Source organism: Allobosea sp. 05T439, assembly GCF_056396005.1.
Genome location: NZ_JBFTKP010000001.1, coordinates 426,005 through 442,871 on the forward strand (window position 1 = coordinate 426,005; position 16,867 = coordinate 442,871).

At 64.4% G+C, this 16,867-nt stretch carries 19 protein-coding genes; 8 read left to right on the plus strand and 11 right to left on the minus strand.

All coding sequences use genetic code 11. The annotated features are described in order from the left end of the window. Nucleotides 1-13: 13 nt before the first annotated feature. Nucleotides 14-1,213, minus strand: coding sequence for an aminotransferase class V-fold PLP-dependent enzyme (locus AC1DIO_RS01910; protein WP_441492136.1), 1,200 nt, complete (start codon nt 1,211-1,213; stop codon nt 14-16). A gap of 65 nt (nt 1,214-1,278) precedes the next feature. On the opposite strand from AC1DIO_RS01910, the gene AC1DIO_RS01915 reads away from it, so the two are divergent. Further along, entirely contained in the window at nt 1,279-2,088 is an 810-nt protein-coding gene (locus AC1DIO_RS01915) for an IclR family transcriptional regulator (protein WP_441504205.1), read from the plus strand. A gap of 2 nt (nt 2,089-2,090) precedes the next feature. Here AC1DIO_RS01915 and AC1DIO_RS01920 read toward each other — a convergent pair whose 3' ends face one another. From AC1DIO_RS01920 to ybaK, 6 genes are all read right to left on the minus strand, one after another. After that, on the minus strand, nt 2,091-2,591 hold the full coding sequence (locus tag AC1DIO_RS01920; protein WP_441504204.1) for a RidA family protein: 501 nt from the start codon (nt 2,589-2,591) through the stop codon (nt 2,091-2,093). A gap of 43 nt (nt 2,592-2,634) precedes the next feature. Next, entirely contained in the window at nt 2,635-3,429 is a 795-nt protein-coding gene (locus AC1DIO_RS01925; protein WP_476853069.1) for an amino acid ABC transporter ATP-binding protein, read from the minus strand. A gap of 14 nt (nt 3,430-3,443) precedes the next feature. Next, entirely contained in the window at nt 3,444-4,079 is a 636-nt protein-coding gene (locus tag AC1DIO_RS01930; protein WP_441492140.1) for an amino acid ABC transporter permease, read from the minus strand. A 6-nt stretch (nt 4,080-4,085) separates the two neighbouring features. Then, nucleotides 4,086-4,754, minus strand: coding sequence for an amino acid ABC transporter permease (locus AC1DIO_RS01935; RefSeq protein WP_476853070.1), 669 nt, complete (start codon nt 4,752-4,754; stop codon nt 4,086-4,088). A 103-nt stretch (nt 4,755-4,857) separates the two neighbouring features. Next, a complete protein-coding gene (locus tag AC1DIO_RS01940) occupies nt 4,858-5,730 on the minus strand; it encodes a transporter substrate-binding domain-containing protein (protein ID WP_441492142.1) in 873 nt (290 codons plus the stop codon). Between the two features lie 361 nt (nt 5,731-6,091). Next, a complete protein-coding gene (gene ybaK, locus AC1DIO_RS01945; RefSeq protein WP_441504203.1) occupies nt 6,092-6,565 on the minus strand; it encodes a Cys-tRNA(Pro) deacylase in 474 nt (157 codons plus the stop codon). 284 nt (nt 6,566-6,849) lie between these two features. On the opposite strand from ybaK, the gene AC1DIO_RS01950 reads away from it, so the two are divergent. The 3 genes from AC1DIO_RS01950 (at nt 6,850) to AC1DIO_RS01960 (ending at nt 8,116) form a co-directional block, all read left to right on the plus strand. Next, the gene (locus AC1DIO_RS01950) at nt 6,850-7,068 is read left to right on the plus strand and encodes a hypothetical protein (protein WP_441492144.1); all 219 of its coding nucleotides are present in this window, start codon (nt 6,850-6,852) and stop codon (nt 7,066-7,068) included. Nucleotides 7,069-7,290: 222 nt separating this feature from the next. Beyond that, nucleotides 7,291-7,500: a hypothetical protein gene (locus tag AC1DIO_RS01955; protein ID WP_113516134.1), complete on the plus strand. Its 210-nt coding sequence runs from the start codon at nt 7,291-7,293 to the stop codon at nt 7,498-7,500. Nucleotides 7,501-7,639: 139 nt separating this feature from the next. Beyond that, nucleotides 7,640-8,116, plus strand: a complete 477-nt coding sequence (locus tag AC1DIO_RS01960; RefSeq protein ID WP_441492145.1) for a Ros/MucR family transcriptional regulator — start codon at nt 7,640-7,642, stop codon at nt 8,114-8,116. Nucleotides 8,117-8,257: 141 nt separating this feature from the next. Here AC1DIO_RS01960 and AC1DIO_RS01965 read toward each other — a convergent pair whose 3' ends face one another. From AC1DIO_RS01965 to AC1DIO_RS01975, 3 genes are read right to left on the minus strand one after another with little or no spacing between them, the layout of a single operon-like run. Next, on the minus strand, nt 8,258-9,337 hold the full coding sequence (locus AC1DIO_RS01965) for an HlyD family secretion protein (RefSeq protein ID WP_441504202.1): 1,080 nt from the start codon (nt 9,335-9,337) through the stop codon (nt 8,258-8,260). 16 nt (nt 9,338-9,353) lie between these two features. Next, entirely contained in the window at nt 9,354-11,024 is a 1,671-nt protein-coding gene (locus tag AC1DIO_RS01970; RefSeq protein WP_441504201.1) for an MFS transporter, read from the minus strand. 17 nt (nt 11,025-11,041) lie between these two features. Continuing rightward, nucleotides 11,042-11,494, minus strand: coding sequence for a MarR family winged helix-turn-helix transcriptional regulator (locus tag AC1DIO_RS01975; protein ID WP_441504200.1), 453 nt, complete (start codon nt 11,492-11,494; stop codon nt 11,042-11,044). A gap of 204 nt (nt 11,495-11,698) precedes the next feature. On the opposite strand from AC1DIO_RS01975, the gene AC1DIO_RS01980 reads away from it, so the two are divergent. After that, nucleotides 11,699-12,790: a tartrate dehydrogenase gene (locus AC1DIO_RS01980; RefSeq protein ID WP_441504199.1), complete on the plus strand. Its 1,092-nt coding sequence runs from the start codon at nt 11,699-11,701 to the stop codon at nt 12,788-12,790. Nucleotides 12,791-12,835: 45 nt separating this feature from the next. Here AC1DIO_RS01980 and AC1DIO_RS01985 read toward each other — a convergent pair whose 3' ends face one another. Then, nucleotides 12,836-13,843, minus strand: coding sequence for a PdxA family dehydrogenase (locus AC1DIO_RS01985; protein WP_476853071.1), 1,008 nt, complete (start codon nt 13,841-13,843; stop codon nt 12,836-12,838). A gap of 89 nt (nt 13,844-13,932) precedes the next feature. Between AC1DIO_RS01985 and AC1DIO_RS01990 the strand changes: the two genes are divergently transcribed. The 3 genes from AC1DIO_RS01990 to AC1DIO_RS02000 form a co-directional block, all read left to right on the plus strand. After that, nucleotides 13,933-14,895 (plus strand): alpha/beta fold hydrolase, encoded by a 963-nt coding sequence (locus AC1DIO_RS01990; protein WP_441504197.1) that lies wholly within the window; start codon nt 13,933-13,935, stop codon nt 14,893-14,895. After that, nucleotides 14,895-16,460, plus strand: a complete 1,566-nt coding sequence (locus AC1DIO_RS01995; protein ID WP_441504196.1) for a rhodanese-like domain-containing protein — start codon at nt 14,895-14,897, stop codon at nt 16,458-16,460. Before AC1DIO_RS01990 ends, AC1DIO_RS01995 begins: the two co-directional genes overlap by 1 nt. Nucleotides 16,461-16,611: 151 nt before the next feature. After that, the coding region (locus tag AC1DIO_RS02000; RefSeq protein WP_476853072.1) for a leucine zipper domain-containing protein at nt 16,612-16,867 on the plus strand (256 nt) is incomplete at its 3' end.

Consider the following 16,867-nt stretch of genomic DNA (forward strand, 5'->3'; position numbering starts at 1 on the left):
CGCGGGATAGGCATCAATCCGGCCAACGCCTGAGATAGGCTGCCCGACGGCTTCGGCGTTCCTCCAGCGGCGTGGCGATGATCTCATTGCTGCGCAGGGCGGCGCCAAGCTCGGCGGCCAGTCGATCGGCGACGATATTCTCCTGGCCTGGGTGAAGGTTACAGGGGTCGAGATAGAAGAATCCGTGCTCGACCTCGTGATCGCGCACAATAACTGGCGGCTCCCCGCGTGCGAGCGCATCGGCGAGGTCCCAGGCCGTGATATGGGCGGCCTGCGGTTCGACCGAGAGCTTGATCCTGTCGAGCGGGTTGTCGGTCGGATCAGGCTCAATCTCGACACGGATCCCCGGCCTCTCGGCCAGTCGTTCGCGCCACAGCGCAAGCGCGGCCTGTTCGCGCTCCCGGATGCCGGCATGGTCGCGCGTCTCCCATGCTTCCAGGGCAGCGATGGTGCCGACGATGCTCTCCTTGCCGACTTTCATGCCGCGGCCGATGCCGCCGTTCTGAAGAAATGCCGCGCGCACGAGGTCCTTGCGACCGGCGACGATTCCGGCTGTCGGGCCACCGAGAAACTTGTGAGCCGAATACAGCGCAATGTCCGCGCCTGCGGCCAGGAAGCGCTGGAGGTCGTATTCCGAAGCGGCATCGACGATGACCGGCACCCCCCTTGCCCGGCAAATGGCGGCGAACTCCTCGAGCGGGAGCTGCCCATAGCTGACCGTATGATGGGACACGACATAGACCGCAGCGGCGGTCCGTTCCGAGATCGCTCCGGCCAGTTGATAGGGCCGTACGCTCGTGGCCTGCCCGACCGGCACTACCCTGGCGCCAGCGAGCGCAATGCCTTGTTCGACGGGAGCGCCGTAGCTCACCATATGCCCGGTCATGATCAGGACTTCGTCCTTCAGGCCCGTCGTGTCCGGCAGTCGTTCGACGGCATAGAGGTCACTGCCCGTCATCGCCCCGGCCACGGCAAGCGTGATGCCGGCCGAGCAGGAAGCCGTGACGAATCCAGCCTCGGCTCCGCACAATCTGGCGATGACGCCGCTGGCGACCTTCTGAAGTTCGTCGACTTCGACGAATTGCGGCATGACCCCAGCCATCGCCTCGATGGCCTGCGGCACGATGATCGAGGCGCCGAGCCCCGTCATCGTTCCCGACACATTGATGATCGCACGGAGACCGAGCGCCTTTCGGGTATCGGGCTTGTTCATGGCGTTCCTCCGGAAGCATGGTTACGGTAAGGGGTCCGCGGAATCGCGTGACGGAGAGCTGGCAGATGAAGGACAGTGAGATGGGCGTGGCGTCCGCGCCCTCCGCCACTGGGCCGCGGCGCACGCGGGTCAGCGGAATCGAGCGATCGGTCCAGATCCTTGACTATCTCCAGGAGACGGCGCGGCCGGCGACCGGATACGATATCGCCCGCGCGGTCGGAGCGCCGCTGTCCACGGTCTATTCGATCGTCGAGGAACTGGTCGCCAGGGACCTGCTTTCGCGCAATGGCAGCGTGGTCTGGCTCGGCCCCAAACTCTATCACTACGGCCTCGCCTACGCGCGCGATCTTGAGATCATCACGGTCGCCACCCACGAGATGCATGTGCTCTCTCGCGAGGTCGGTGAGACAGTCCAGATCTGCGGCCGTGACGGCGACATGATGGTGGTGGAGGCGATGGCCGAGGGGCCCGGCCACTTCAAGGTCACATCGCGGATCGGAACCCGGGTGCCCCTGAACTGGACCGCCTCGGGCCGGCTTCTGGTCGCCCATCTCGATTTTCAGGACCGGGTGGCGCTGTTCCGGCGCTGCGCCAAGGCCTCGCCAACGGGGCGGGCAACGGTCGACCCGGTCGCGCTCGCCGAGCAATCCGACGAAGCACTGTCCGCCGGCATCGCCGTGCAGGCTGGCGAATCCGACTATGCCGTGGCCTGCGTCGCGGCACCGGTGCGCAACAATTCCGGAGATTGCGTGATCACCATCTCGATCGTGCTGCCGGAATTCAAGGTCCAGGAGGAGCCCTCCCGCTTCGCCGATGCAGTCCGGAGCGCGGCACAGCGCATCGAAGCAAGCCTTGGCTGGCAATTCAGGCAGTAGCATCATGAGACCGCGACGACCGCTTCGATCTCCACGGTGATGCGGCGCGGCAGCGAGCCGAACCCGACGGCTGAACGCGCGTGCCGGCCAGCATCGCCAAAGACCGCGACGAAGAGGTCCGAGCAGCCATTGATGACGGCGGGATGGTCGGTGAAGTCCGGCGTGGCGTTGACCATGCCGAGCACCTTGACGATGCGCCTGACCTTTCGAAGGTCCCCCAGTGCCGTGTGCAGCACCGCGATGAGGTTCAGCCCCGTCAGGCGTGCATGAGCATACGCCTCCTCGACCGAGACGTCGGCGCCGACCTTGCCCGTGTGGATGCGACCGTCCTCATGCGTCGGCCCCTGACCCGACAGGTAGAGCAGCGTACCTTCCCGGACATGGGTCGTGAAATTGCCGATCGGTGTCGGCACTTGCGGCAATTCAAGACCAAGTTGTGCCAGCTTCTCATAGGGCGACATCGCAAGATCGGAGGGAGGAGCAAGATCGGATGGAGGCGGCATCGCTGAACTCGGTCGGAATGGGTGTCAGGGCGCCAGCAGCCGCTCAATGAGCATGCCGAAAGGCGGCGAAGCGCGAGAGGAAAGCCCGCAATCGTTCGTTCGACTGTTCATCGAAGACGGCCTTCGGCGGCGCGTCGATCGCGATCAGTCCCTGGTCGGTGAACACCACGCGGTCGGCGACTTCMCTGGCGAAGGCCATTTCATGGGTGACGAGGATCATCGTCCGGCCCTCCGCGGCCAGTTCCTGGACGACCTCCAGCACCTCGCCKACAAGCTCGGGATCGAGCGCGGAGGTTATCTCGTCGAGCAGCAGGACCTTCGGCTCGATCGCAACCGCTCGCGCGATACCGACCCGCTGCTGCTGCCCACCGGACAATTGCGAGGGCAGCGCGTCGAGCTTCTCGGAGAGGCCGACGCGCACGAGCCATTTCTCGGCAATCTGCCTTGCCTCGCCCTTGCTCTTGCCGCGCGACTTCATCAGCCCGAGCATGACGTTCTGGGCCGCCGTCAGATGCGGAAACAGGTTGAACTGCTGGAAGACCATTGCCGCATCGACCCGGATGCTGGCGAGTTCCCGGTCACTGCGCCGACGGCGGCCGGCGCCGTCATCCCGATAGCCGACTTCCACTCCATCGATCCGGACCGAGCCGCCATCATATTCCTCGAGGAAGTTGATGCAGCGCAGCAAGGTCGTCTTGCCACTTCCGGATGGGCCGATGACGGCGATCACCTGTCCCTTGCCGACATCCAGATCGATGCCCTTCAGCACCTGGTGCGCGCCGAAGGACTTGGTCAGGCCCTTGATGCGGATCACCGGCTCGTCGGGCGTCTCGATCATGATCGTCCTTCCGCTCAGATGAAACGCTTTTCGAGACGCCGGCTCAGCGTCGAAAGCGGATAGTTGATGGCGAAATACATCAGCGCCCCCATCACATAGAGCGGCAACGCTACATGGGTGCGTCCAATCACCTGCTGCAGCGCGAGCATCAGGTCGACGATCCCCAGCAGGGAGACGAGCGAGGAGCCCTTCACCGTATCGACGACGCTGTTGACGAAGGGAGGCAGGAAGCGTCGGATCGCCTGCGGTGCAAGCACATGGACGAAGCGGTCGAGGAGGCCGAGCCCGATGGACTTCGCCGCTTCCGTCTGCCCTCTGGGGATGGACTGGAAGGCGCCGCGGGTGATTTCAATGACCTGGGCGGACTTGAAGGCGGTCAATGCCACAATCGCGGCGGTCAGGCTCGGCAGGTTCACCTTGATGGCCGGCAGCCCGTAATAGACGAAATAGAGCAACACCAGGATCGGTACGCCGCGCACGAAATCGGCATAGATCCGGATCGGAAACCGCGCCCAGAGCGGGCCGAAAGCGAGCACGCAACCGAGCGGGACACCGATCAACAGCGAGAGCGCGATCACGCCGGCCGAGACCAGGAGCGTGATGCGCAGGCCATCGAGCAGAAACGGAAGCGTCTGCAGGAACAACGTCATGGCCGCTCACCGCGTGATGGCATAGCGCCGCTCGGCCAGCCGCAACAGCAGCAGGATGGCGTAGCTGGTGATCAGATAGATCGGCGTCGCGAGCAGATAGACCTCGACCGTCCGGAAGGTCTGCGTCTCGATCCAGCGCATGCCGTAAGCCAGTTCAGGGACGGCGATCGCGGAGGCGATCGAGGTGTCCTTGAACAGCGAGACATAGGTGTTCGAGAGCGATGGCAGGGCGATGCGCAGCGCCGTCGGCAGCCGGACATGGACGAGCACGCCCGCTGGCGTAAGACCGATCGCCTTGCCAGCCTCGATCAGCCCTTTCGGCACGGCTTCGAAGCCGGCGCGCAGGACCTCGACCAGATAGGCGCCGGAATAGATCGCCAGCGTCACCACGAACGAGGTCGTGGCGTCATATTGCAGATCGATCGCGCTCGGCACGCCGTAGAAGACGAGATAGACGAGCAGCAGCAGCGGGACGTTGCGGATGAACTCGACATAGCCCCGGATGAACGGCCTGGCCCAGCGTGGCCCGTCCATTTCGACGAGCGCCAGAACCAGCCCGATCACCATGCCGATCGCGATCGTCGCGATCGCGAGTTCGATGCTGAGCAGGAGACCGTCGAACAGCTTCGCGGCGTAGCGCCAGACGATCGCGAAGTTGAAGTGGTAGTTCGTCATGCCGGGAGACGTCTCGTCACGGGCCGTGCAGGCGACTTCGCCGCCCTGCCGCGCGCCAGCGGCGAGCGCAGGGGTCGGCGAAGCGCGACCGCGAAAGCCGCCGTCAGAATTTCGGCAGCCCCGTCTCGCGGACTGGCGGCGTCAGACCAAAATAATCGCTGATCGCGACATCGAAAATCTCGTTCTGGTGGCCGTACATGGCGATCCCGAAGGTGGTGTCGACGAAGCGCACCCAGTCCGGATCGCCCTGGCGCATGGCCGCGCCGTACAGCATGGAGTTCCAGGACTTGCCGGCATCGGCATATTTATCGGGGTGGCGCTTCGCGAGCCACCAGACGGTCGAGAGATCGACGGCGGCGGCATCGGCACGCTTTGAATCGAGCGCAAGGACGACATTGGCCTGGCTGTCGAGCTGCATGACCGTCGCCTGCGGCAGGACCTTCTTCACCGACGCTTCGGCATCGACGTTCTGCAGGATGGAGACCCGTGCACCCGATCCTGCCTTGAGCAGGGCGTCGAAGCTCTTCTTGTCGCTGTCGGGGCGCGTCAGCAGGGCGATGCCCTCGACATAATAGGGTCGGGAGAACGCGACGAGCTGCGCCCGCGCCGGTGACATCGTCATGAACTGGATGACGATGTCGACCTTCCCGGTATTGATGTTGGGAATGCGTTGAGCCGCATCCTGCCTGACGAACTCGACCTTCTTGTCGTCGTCGAAGAGCCCCTTGGCGAGGATCCGCCCCATGGCGATGTCCATGCCGACGAGCTGTCCCTTCTCATCCTCGAAATGCCAGGGCGCATTGGTCGAGCCCGTGCCGACGATGAGCTTGCCCCGGTCGAGAACGGTGCGCAGCAGGCTGTTGGGAGCGGCTTGTGCCGCCGCCTGCCTGGCTGAACTGGACGCTGCCGCAAGTGCAAGGCCACCGACAAGGCCGGCCTTGAGCAGGTTTCGTTTGCTGTCGACGACGTCTGTCATAGCGGCACGCTCCCCTTATGCGAGGCGGTCGCCTCGTATGGATTTATTCTATAATTACAGAATAAGAAGCATAATTATGTTAGCCTAGTTTTGATCGACAGAGCCTGTCAAGCGACGTCCAGAGGCGCCGAGGGAAGCGGCGCAACGAGACGGGGAGCAGATTGCTGGGGCATCTCCAATGGTGTTCGGCCGCTGGATTGGACCCCGAGGCCAGACCTGCGAGTGGCGGCGTTCAACGCCGGGTTCGACACAACGAAGCCGCCGCAATCACCGCGCTGTGTCGTCGGGCCTCTTCTCCCGGACCAGCGCTTGATCGCTCGAGCCCGGAACGTCGCAGAAGCCGAGCCAGAGACGATCACCGCTAGGAAACGATCGCGACGGTCGCCGCATTGCTTGCGCGGACAAGGTCGTCCGGCGCCAGCTTGACCTGCAGGCCACGTAACCCTCCATTGACGAAGACATATGGCTCGGAGACGGCCGTGATCTCGACAAGGGTCCTCAGCTTGCGCTTCTGACCGAATGGGCTGACGCCGCCGACCTTATACCCCGTCAGGCGCTCGGCATCGCTCGGCGCCAGCATACGCGCGCTCTTGCCTCCAACGGCCGCGGCCACCCTCTTCATGCTTGCCTCGCAGTCTGATGGGAGAACCAGACAAACGGGTATGTTGTCGACCTGCGCAATCAATGTCTTCAAGACCCGACCGGGTGGTTCACCCAGGGACTGGGCCGCCTGAAGACCGACGCGATCGCTATTGGGGTCGTATTCATAGGTTCGGAGTTCGAAGGAAACGCCGCCCGCTTTCAACACGGCCGTGGCAGGTGTGGATTGTCCCATAGCCCTCAAACCCTGGTGCTTTGGCCGCGATTGCGGCCCGCGCCGAAACGCCCCCTCCCTATAGAAATCCCGCGCCCCGAGAGACATCCCCATCTGCTGGGCCCATGAGGCACCAAGGGCTTCACTGGAGGCGGCCGTTTCGATGCGCGCGTCTGCTCCGCAGACCAGGACGAAGCCGCCCCCTTGGAAGCATCCGCGGCGAGCTTCGCGACAGCGTCACACCCTCTTGAAACCCCAACCGTCCAAACTAGTTTTCTGGGATCAGCCACGGAAGGAGAGATCCGATGACCGCGGTGACTGAACTCAAACCGGAAACGCACAGCGTCTGCATCACCTGCCATGAGGATTACCGGTATGCGCTTCTGCGCATCGGCCAGATCGAGGATGCGCAGCCCAATTCGGCGAAAGCCCTCGAATTGCAAGCTCTGAGGGCCGCGATCGTCGACTATGAGACGCGCAAGGCATTGCACGCGAAGGGACCAGAGGTGACGGCCGCGAGGTGACAGGCTCCGCAATCAGCTGAACATCGCCCACGCCGTCGAACACGTCCAACGACTGATCGGCTGCATCAAGGGTTCTGGCGGGGAGAGCGTGTTAACCGGCCTCGTCGTCACATTGGCCGCTCGCGAGGACCACGGTGCCGGGGGCACGTGGCGAGGCGGCTGTGAATACGTTGTAAGTTGATATCGAATGACGAACACAGATCAAAGAACGGGGGTGAGAGAATGCCGCAGAAGCCGACGCGCGAGTTTGCAGTGATCAAAGTGAAGCACGTTACAGTCAGCGCAGACACGACACTGGGCGCCGTAATCGCCTTGGAAGTCGATGGGAAGAACGAAATCTCCCTCTTCATGGTGCCAGAAGTTCTCGCCTCGCTGGAGGCCATGCTGGCCAAGGCCAGTCTCGAACAGGCGCGTCACCACCCAGTTCAGTAGGCCGCCGCACGCCCTCTCACCAGAATAAACCGGGACTGCAAGCATCGGAATTGAGCGAACCACCGCAACGAGTATTGCAAATAGAACGTTCGGCAGGTTAAATGAGACCTAGGCGCAATATTCTGATTTGGGAAAAGCCATGGCCAACGAAGATGAAAATTATATTGATCTGACGGCGATGGTTATTTCGGCCTACGTCGCACATAACAATGTCCCTCGCAGCGATCTCGTTGGCTTGATTGCGAGCACGTATTCAGCGTTCGCGCAGCTCGACGCCAAATCCGAAGCTGCGCCGCCACCGGTCGCGCTCGTACCGGCCGTTCCGATCAAGAAGTCGGTCACGCCGGACGCCATCATCTGCCTGGAAGACGGCAAATCGTTCAAATCCCTCAGGCGTCATCTGGGTACGGCCTACAATCTCACTCCTGAGCAATATCGCACCAAGTGGGGCTTGCCCTCAGACTATCCGATGGTCGCACCGAACTATTCCGAGGCCCGGGCCGCCCTTGCAAAGGCATCGGGCCTGGGTCGCAAGGCCAAGGTGGTCCCGGCCGCACCCGTCGTCGCGAAGCCACCGCGCGCCAAGCGCGGCCCGCGCTCAGGCTCCAGCGCCTGACCCGGCCGCGAAGCTGACGGCCGTTGGCGCCTGCCGTTTCGGCGCTTTCGGGACTGGATATTTCTGGATCACCGCAGCCATTTTGGAGCGCGGGCGATCCAGAAGTCCGCAATTGTCCCCCTGGTCGCTTGCACGCCGATGTTATTGCTTGTCGGCGCTGGATAGGTTGACGGCTGCCTCAACCGGCGTGGCGGTGTCGATGCTGACGATGACCGACATGCCGGGCGCCAGATCCTCGGTCAAAGGCTGGCCGTGATCGATCGCGATCCGCACCGGCAGCCGCTGCGCAATCTTGGTAAAATTGCCGGTCGCATTGTCGGCCTTCAGGATGCTGAACTCGGAGCCCGTGGCTGGCGAGAACTCCTGGACATGCCCGGTCAACGAGGCGTGATGCAGCGCATCGACCGTAAAGGTCACCGGCTGGCCGATCTTCATCCCGGAGAGCTGGTTTTCCTTGAAGTTCGCGATCACCCATTTCCTGGCCGGAACCAGCGACGCCAGTTGCGTGCCAACAGCAACATATTGCCCGAGCCGCACGCCGATCTCGCCCATCTTGCCGTCCTGCGGCGCCAGGATGCGGGTGTTCTGCAGATCGATCGCGGCCAATTGCACTGCTGCCTCGGCATTGCGCACGGCTGCCTCCAGCCCGGCGCGCCCGACGATGATGGACTGCCGATCCTGCCGGGCGACATCGAGGGCCGCTTCGGCCTGGCGTAGGCTGGCGCGGGCCTGGTCGAGCACCAGACTGGCCTGATCGGCCGCGCTCTGCGTCGAAATCCCCTTCTCGCGCAGGGCGAGGATGCGCCCGGCATTGGCTTCCGCGGTTTCGACCGCCGCCTGCGCACTGGCGATCTGGGCTTCTCCGGAGCGCAGGCGCGCTTCGGCAGCGCGCTGCGATTGATCGGCATTGGCGAGATTGGCCCGCTGGCCGGCAAGAGTGGCCTGCGCCTGCCGCACACGCTGCTCGTAGATCCGGTCGTCGATCTGCACGATGAGATCACCAGCCTTCACCGTTTCGAAGTCCTGAACCGCGACTTTCTTCACATAGCCCGCCAATTGCGGGCTGATGATCGTGACCTGGCCTTTGACATAGGCATTCTCCGTGCTCTCGACCGAGCTGGCGAAGGGCGGCAGCCGCCAGGCGTAAAGCACGAGCAGCACACCGCCTGCGGCGACCAGCAGCGCAATCAGGGTTCCAGGTGAGCGAATGGCTTTCGACATGATGGCTGGTTTCGGTTCAGAGGGCTTCGGCCGGGCGTAAGAAGAACTTGGCGCTGCGCAGTCTTGCGTAGAGCAGATGGATGATCAGTCCGCCGAGCGCGGCTCCTGCCAGGGCCGCGATGAGCAGGAATGCGTCGTTATAGGCGAGGATATTGGCTTCGCGGCTGGCCTGCTGGGCGAACAGGGCGACGCCCTCGGCATTCAGCAGCCGCCCGTCGGTGAGCAGCTTTCCATAGACTGCCGAAAGCTGCCTCACCCGCTCCGCCACCGCCGGGTCGGACAGCGAGAAATGTTCGACGAGAAGGCTGGAATGGAACTTCTCGCGGAGCGTGACGAAGCTGCCGAAGAAAGCCGAACCGATCAGGCCGCCCAGACTCTGCGTGAAAAGGAAAACCACGATGAAGCTGGTAATAAAGGCCGGCCCCTGCCGGAGCGCAGCCATGAGACCGGTCAGCATCGCCGGAGGCAGGAACAGCGCGCCGCCAAACGCGATCAGGGCCTGGCTCAGATACATGTTGTCCGGCCGCGTCAGATTGGTCGCCTGACTATCCATGGCGGCACCGGCGCAAATGCAGAGCAGCGCGACGCCATGCAGCAGCGGCACGCGCTCGAGCTTGAGAGTGGCGCCGCAAAGGAGCCCGCCGCACAGCGAAGCCAGCAGGATCACCACATATAGCCCCCTGCTCTGCTCATTGAGCAGGCCAAGATTCTGGAACAGGGCGAGTGCACCCGAAGTCTGCTCGGACAGCACGATGCGGAAGACCAGCAGCACCGTCGTGATATGGAGCATTTCCCGGCTCATCAGCCAGCGCACATTCAGCAGCGGCGTCTCGCGATTGATCTCGATTGCCACCGCAAGCCCGAGCGACAGGATTGCCAGGGCAAGGCACCAGCCGATCCAGGGTGCTTCCAGCCACCAGACCAGGCGGCCCATCACCAGGATGACCGCGAGCAGGCCAAAGCCGATCGCGATCAAGGGGTAGCTGATGAAATCCAGCCGCTGCAGGACCTTCGCATGGGGAATCGGCGTCAGTGGCAGATAGAAAATCACGGCAAGCGAAATCAGCGCGAGGCCGATCGCCATCGTATAGAGGCCCTGCCATTGACCGATATCGAGCAGCATCGGCGAGATCAGCCGCGCCAGCGTAGGGGTGATCGCGGAGCAGGTCAGCGTCAGGCTCAAGCCCCATGACATCTTCCTGGCCGGAGGAAAGGCCTCGAGCATGTAGAGGAAGCCGAGTGTCGATATCGGCGAGGCGGCCATGCCCGCGAGGAAGCGGACCCCGATCGCCGAATGCAGATCATGCGCGATGAGATGCAGAAGCGAGGCGGCGACGAAGATGCAGATGCCGAGCTCGGCGAAACGGCGCAGCCCGAACTGCGTCCGGACCTTGGTCAGGATCAGGGTCAGGCTGACATTCGGCGCCATATAGGCGGCGATCAGCCAATTGATCTCAAGCTGCGTCGCGCCGAAGGCACCCTGGATTTGATTGGTATTGGCAGCGACGAAGTTCATGCCGAGGCCCTGCGTGCCAATCAGAAGGGCGGCGGCCGCGACATAGGCCGCGGCGACGGCAAAGGGCTTTGCCGGCAGCAGAGCCGAGCTCTCAGGGGCGGGAGGCTCTTGGACTGTCGCAGGCGGATGATCCGCCTGGCCTTCGGGCCGCGCTTCCGCTTCGTCGGTCATTGCCACGGCCATGGGCCTCAGGACGCCGGCTCCATATTGCGGATCATCTGCCGAAGCACGCGGATCGCGATCTCGAGTTCGGCAGGATCGATCTCGCGCAACACGTCGCGGCCGATCTCGCCGGAGATCTCCTCGATCTCCTCGACCTGATGCTGCGCGGCGGGGGTCAGGCTGATCTGTTTCGCCCGCCGATCGCCGTCGATGGCGCTTCGCTCGATCAGGCCGTTCTTCTCCATCCCGTCGAGCAGGCGCACGACGGTCGGGCCCTCGACCTCCAGCAGACTGGCGAGTTCCGTCTGATTGATCGCCGGACAGCGCGAGAGATGAAGCAACGCGCGCGCGCGCGACAAGGTCAGGCCGCGCTGGCGCACAAGGCGATCGAACAGGGTTCGCAATTTGCGGCCGGCCGTCGACAGCTCCGTCAGGAAGCTGCGCTCGAATCCAGGTTGGGCATCGTCCATAGAACGCATATATGTAGTATGCTATCTATTAGTCAAGCACCCAACCAAAAAAAAGACATTCGGACGAGCCCAGGCGCAGGCCGACAATCCGTCGGGGATACCCGAGGCTATGAGCGCAGCGGTTTTCCTTGCCCAGCCGGTAGACTATTTCCGACACAGCTCTATAATTGTCGACAATAGGCAATAATTCGAACGCAAGGACGGAGCCGTCTGATGAAAACCTACAGGATTGCCGCCATTCCCGGCGACGGGATCGGCGCCGAGGTGATCGAGGCGGGTCTCGAAGTCCTGTCGCTCTGCGCCGCCCGGTCCGGCAGTTTCGCGTTCGACTTCACCCATTTCGATTGGGGTTCGGACTACTTCAAGCGCCATGGCCGGATGATGCCCGAAGACGGGCTCGACCGCATCCGCGATTGCGACGCGATCTATTTCGGTGCCGTCGGCGCGCCCGATGTGCCCGATCATGTCACCCTATGGGGCCTGAGGCTGGCCATCTGTCAGCCCTTCGACCAATACGCGAATGTGCGCCCGACGCGCATCCTGCCGGGCATCGAGCCGCCCCTGCGCGGCGTGGCTCCGGATGATCTCGACTGGGTGATCGTGCGCGAGAATTCGGAGGGCGAATATGCCGGCCAGGGCGGGCGCTCGCATCGCGGGCAACCCGAGGAGATCGCGACCGAGGTCTCGATCTTCACCCGCGGCGGGGTCACGCGCATCATGCGCTTCGCCTTCGAAATGGCGCGCTCTCGTCCCCGCAAACTCTTGACCGTCGTCACCAAGTCGAACGCACAGCGCCACGGCATGGTGATGTGGGATGAGATCGCCGCCGAAGTGGCGCGCGAGTTTCCCGACGTGACCTGGGACAAGATGCTGGTCGACGCCATGACCATCCGCATGACACTGAAGCCGCGGAGCCTCGACACGATCGTCGCGACGAATCTTCATGCCGACATCCTGTCCGACCTCGCCGCAGCCCTCGCCGGCTCGATCGGCATTGCCCCCACCGCCAATCTCGACCCCGAGCGCCGCTTTCCCTCGATGTTCGAGCCGATCCACGGCTCCGCCTTCGACATCACCGGCAAGGGCATTGCCAATCCGATCGCCAGCTTCTGGTCCGCCGTGATGATGCTCGACCATCTCGGCGAGGCGGACGCAGCCGCGCGGCTGATGCGCGCAATCGAGCGCGTCACGGCTGACCCGGCAAACCACACGCCGGATCTCGGCGGCGCGGCGACCACGCGCTCGGTGACTGATGCAGTGCTGGAGGCGCTCCGCGGCGACAATCTCGCTCACGCCGCCAGCTGACCGGCGCCCTGCGGATAGCGGCATCGTCGCGACCCGCCCGGCGGTTCAGGCGGCGACGCGGACTGTCGCCAGTCGGCTCGCAAGTTCGACGGCGCTCTGGAGCGCGCCGGGCGAGGCCACTCCCTGGCCGACAATGTCGAATGCTGTGCCATGCGCTGGCGTCGTGAAGACGACATCGAGCCCCGCCGTCACCGTGACGCCGCGATTGAAGCCCCTGAGCTTCGTCGCGATCTGGCCCTGGTCGTGATACATGGCCACAACGCTGTCGAATTCGCCGGCGAAGGCACGAATATAGACCGTATCGGCCGGATAGGGCCCGGTGCAGCTGATGCCTCCAGCCGCGATCCGCTCCACGGTCGGCCGGATTAGCTCGATCTCGTCGCGGCCGAACAGGCCGTTCTCGCCGGCGTGAGGATTGAGTGCGGCCACCGCGATGCGCGGGCTGACGATCCCGGCGCGCTTCATCATCCGGTCGACGAGTTCGACCGCATCGGTGATCGCGCGCGCATCGATCAGGTCGAGGGCTTCGCGCAGCGAGACATGCGACGTCACCCGCGACATCCACTGGCCGTCGAGCACGTTCATTTCCGAGAAATAGCCGTGATGCCTGAGCAGATGCGCGAACAACTTGTGCTCGTCGGGAAAGCGCCAGCCACCTGCKAACATCGCGGCCTTGTTCAGCGGCGCGAAGGTGATCGCATCGAGCTCCCCGGCCTGCGCCATGCTGATCGCACGGGCCAGCGTCTCGCCTGTGATCCGGCCGGATTCCGCCGATATCTGCCCGCGCCCGAGTTGAGCCGGATCGGCATTGCCGAGATCGACGAGCGGGATCTCGGGAGCATCCCAGTCGATCTCGTCGCGTTCAGTCACGCCGGTCCAACGGAGCTGAACACCGGCATCGCGCGCGCCCTGCTCCAGCACGCGACGATCACCAATCGCAACGAGCCGGACATGCTCGCGATAGCGGCCTGCGGCGAGAACCTTGGCCGCGATCTCGGGACCGATGCCGGTCGCGTCTCCGAAGAGGAAGCCGAGGCGAGGCTTATCCTGCATGGCGGCCATGACGTCCCTCAGATTCAAGATGCTTATTGTCGACAATATGATATTCATCGCATGGGATCCGATGAGGAGCAATGCCGATGATGCTGGAACGATCAGAACCCGGGGCGAACCTGCCGCCACTCCTGCCGCATGGCACCGTGCTGATGGCAGGATTCGAGCGGCGTAAACTGCGCACCCGCGGTGCCGAAATCGAGGTGGCCATAGCCGGAAGCGGGCCGCCCTTGCTGCTGATCCACGGCAACCCGCTCAATCTGTCGAGCTGGCACAAGATTGCGCCATCGCTGGCTCAGAGCTTCACGGTGGTCGCGACCGACCTGCGCGGGTATGGCGACAGCTCCAAGCCCGACGGCGGAGAGGATCATGCAGGCTACAGTTTCCGCGCGATGGGCGAGGACAATTTCGACGTGATGGACGCGCTCGGATTCGACCGTTTCGCAGTCGCCGGGCACGACCGGGGCGCGCGCGTCGCCTTCCGCATGGCTCTCGACCAGCCGGACCGCGTCACCGCGCTGGCCGCTCTCGACATCGTGCCGACCCATCATGTCCTGACCAATGTCAGCCTCGGCTGGGGGCTTGAATCCTACCACTGGTTCTTCATGGCGCAGAAAGCGCCGTTTCCCGAGCGGCTGATCTGCGCCGATCTCGACTATTACATCCGCTACAAGCTCAACAAGAAGGGTGTCGGGCTCGAGATCTTCACGCCCGAGGCGCTGGCTGACTACGCGCGCTGCACGACCCCGGAGCAGATTCACGCCGTCTGCGAAGATTATCGCGCCACCGTGACCCTCGACCTTGCCATGGACACGGCGGATTACGGCAAGCGCAAGATCGCCTGCCCCGTCCTCGTCCTGTGGGGCTCGAACAGCCATTGCGGCCGGCATTTCAAGCCGCTCGAAGCCTGGCAGGAATGGGCGGACGGCGTGCGCGGCTGGGCCATTCCGACCGGGCACTATCCGGCCGAGCACCGACCCGACCTCGTCTACGCCGCCTTCCATGACTTCTTCTCGGGACGTGAGCCCGTGCCCTATGCCGAAGCCGCCTGATGCCGGCGCTCGATCCGCAGGAAGCGAAGCGGAGGCTGCACGCACCCGGGGAGATCGCCTGTCTCGATTTGCGCGAACAGGGTCAGTACGGCGAAGGCCACCCCTTCCTCGCCGTGCCCTGCCCCTATAGCCGGCTGGAGGCGCTGGTCGGGGTACTCGTGCCCCGCCGCGACGTGCCGGTCGTGCTGGTCGACGAGGGCGATGGGGTGTCCGAGCGCGCCGCAACGCGGCTCACCGCGATGGGTTACAGCCGTATCGACTGGATCGCGGGCGGCGCCCCGGCCTGGGCGGCGGCCGGATACACCCTGTTCAAGGGCGTGAACCTGCCGAGCAAGACGCTGGGTGAGCTGGTCGAGGAGCATTGGCACGTGCCTGCGATCGGTCCCGACACTCTCGACGCCTGGCAGGAGCAGGGCCGCCCGCTGCACCTCCTCGACGGTCGCTCAGCCGGCGAATACACGAAGATGACGATCCCGGGCTCGCGCTCCTTTCCGAACGGAGAGGCGGCGCATCGCTGGGACGCACTCGCCCCGGGGGAAGCCCCCGTCATCATCAACTGCGCCGGGCGGACGCGCAGCATCATCGGCGCCGCGGGTTTGGCGCTGATGCAGCCGGGCGCAGTGGTGCTTGCCCTGGAAAACGGGACGCAGGGCTGGGCGCTCTCGGGCCGTGCGCTCGCGTATGACTCTGCCGCCGGTCCTTTGCCGCAGATCGACCGCGCGGCAAGCCGACTGCGGGCCGATGCCTTCATGCGCACGCATGCTATTTCGCGGATCGACCGCCTCAAAGCCGAAGACCTTGCCGGAGAGCCCGGCCGCACGACCTATCTTCTCGACATGCGCGATCCGGCCGAGCACGCGGCCACGCCGCATGCCGCGGCGGCCTCGGCGCCAGGAGGCCAGCTCATTCAGGCCACGGATCACTGGATCGGCGTCCGCCGCGCGCGCATCATCCTGGCCGACGATACCGGGTTGCGCGCGGCGCTCGCAGCGTTCTGGCTGCGCCAGCTCGGCTACGAAACCTATGTGCTCCCCGATATCGAGACCTGGCCGGCCGACTGGCGCCTGCCGGTATCCGAACCCCCTCCCGACCTTGTCGCGCCACCTGTAATCGGCGCCCGTGAGGCGATCGAGCGCGCGCAAGCCGGAGACCTGCTGCTCGACCTGCGCGGCTCGCTTGCCTATCGCGCCGGCCATCTGCCGGGCGCCGCCTGGTCGATCCGGCCGCGCCTGCCCGCCGTGGCGGGCCGGCACGTCCTGCTTGCGGGAGACGAGACAGCAACTGCGCTCGCCAGCCGCGACCTCGCGGAATGCGGCGCGACATCGGTTCACCGGGTCACGGGCGACGCAAGCGATTGGCGCGCTGCGGGGCTTGCCATCGACACCTCGCCCTACGCCCCCGCGGACGTCGACGCCATCGACTATCTGTTCTTCGTGCACGACCGGCACGACGGCAATCTCGAGGCCGCGCGGCGCTACCTTGCCTGGGAGCTCGGGCTGGTCGCCCAGCTCGACGCAGACGAACGCGGCGAATATCGGCTCGACACGCTCGACCTCAGAACCTGATGCAACATTTCGGCATCGGGCTCCGGATCATCGGACCGGAACGCGTATCCGGCCCGCTGATCTAACTGTGAGCTCTCAATAGGTTGTCCATCCGGTCCCGAGCGAGGAAGCTGAGGTTGCGAAGCTTCAGTCTCCATCGAAGGAGGCCCGGATGAACATCCACAAGAATGCCCGTCTGACGCAGTTGGGTCGAGAGCGGATCGTGCGCATGGCGGCGGCAGGCACGGCCTCTGGCGTGATCGCCAGGGCGGCCGGCGTCAGCCTCAAGACCGTCCATAAATGGATCGCCCGTTTCGCCGCCGAGGGCATGGCCGGGCTGGCGGACCGCTCGTCGCGTCCGCGCCGGCTGCATCGCCCGACGCCGGCAGGCCAGGTCGAGCAGATCATCGCACTGCGGCGCCAGCGGC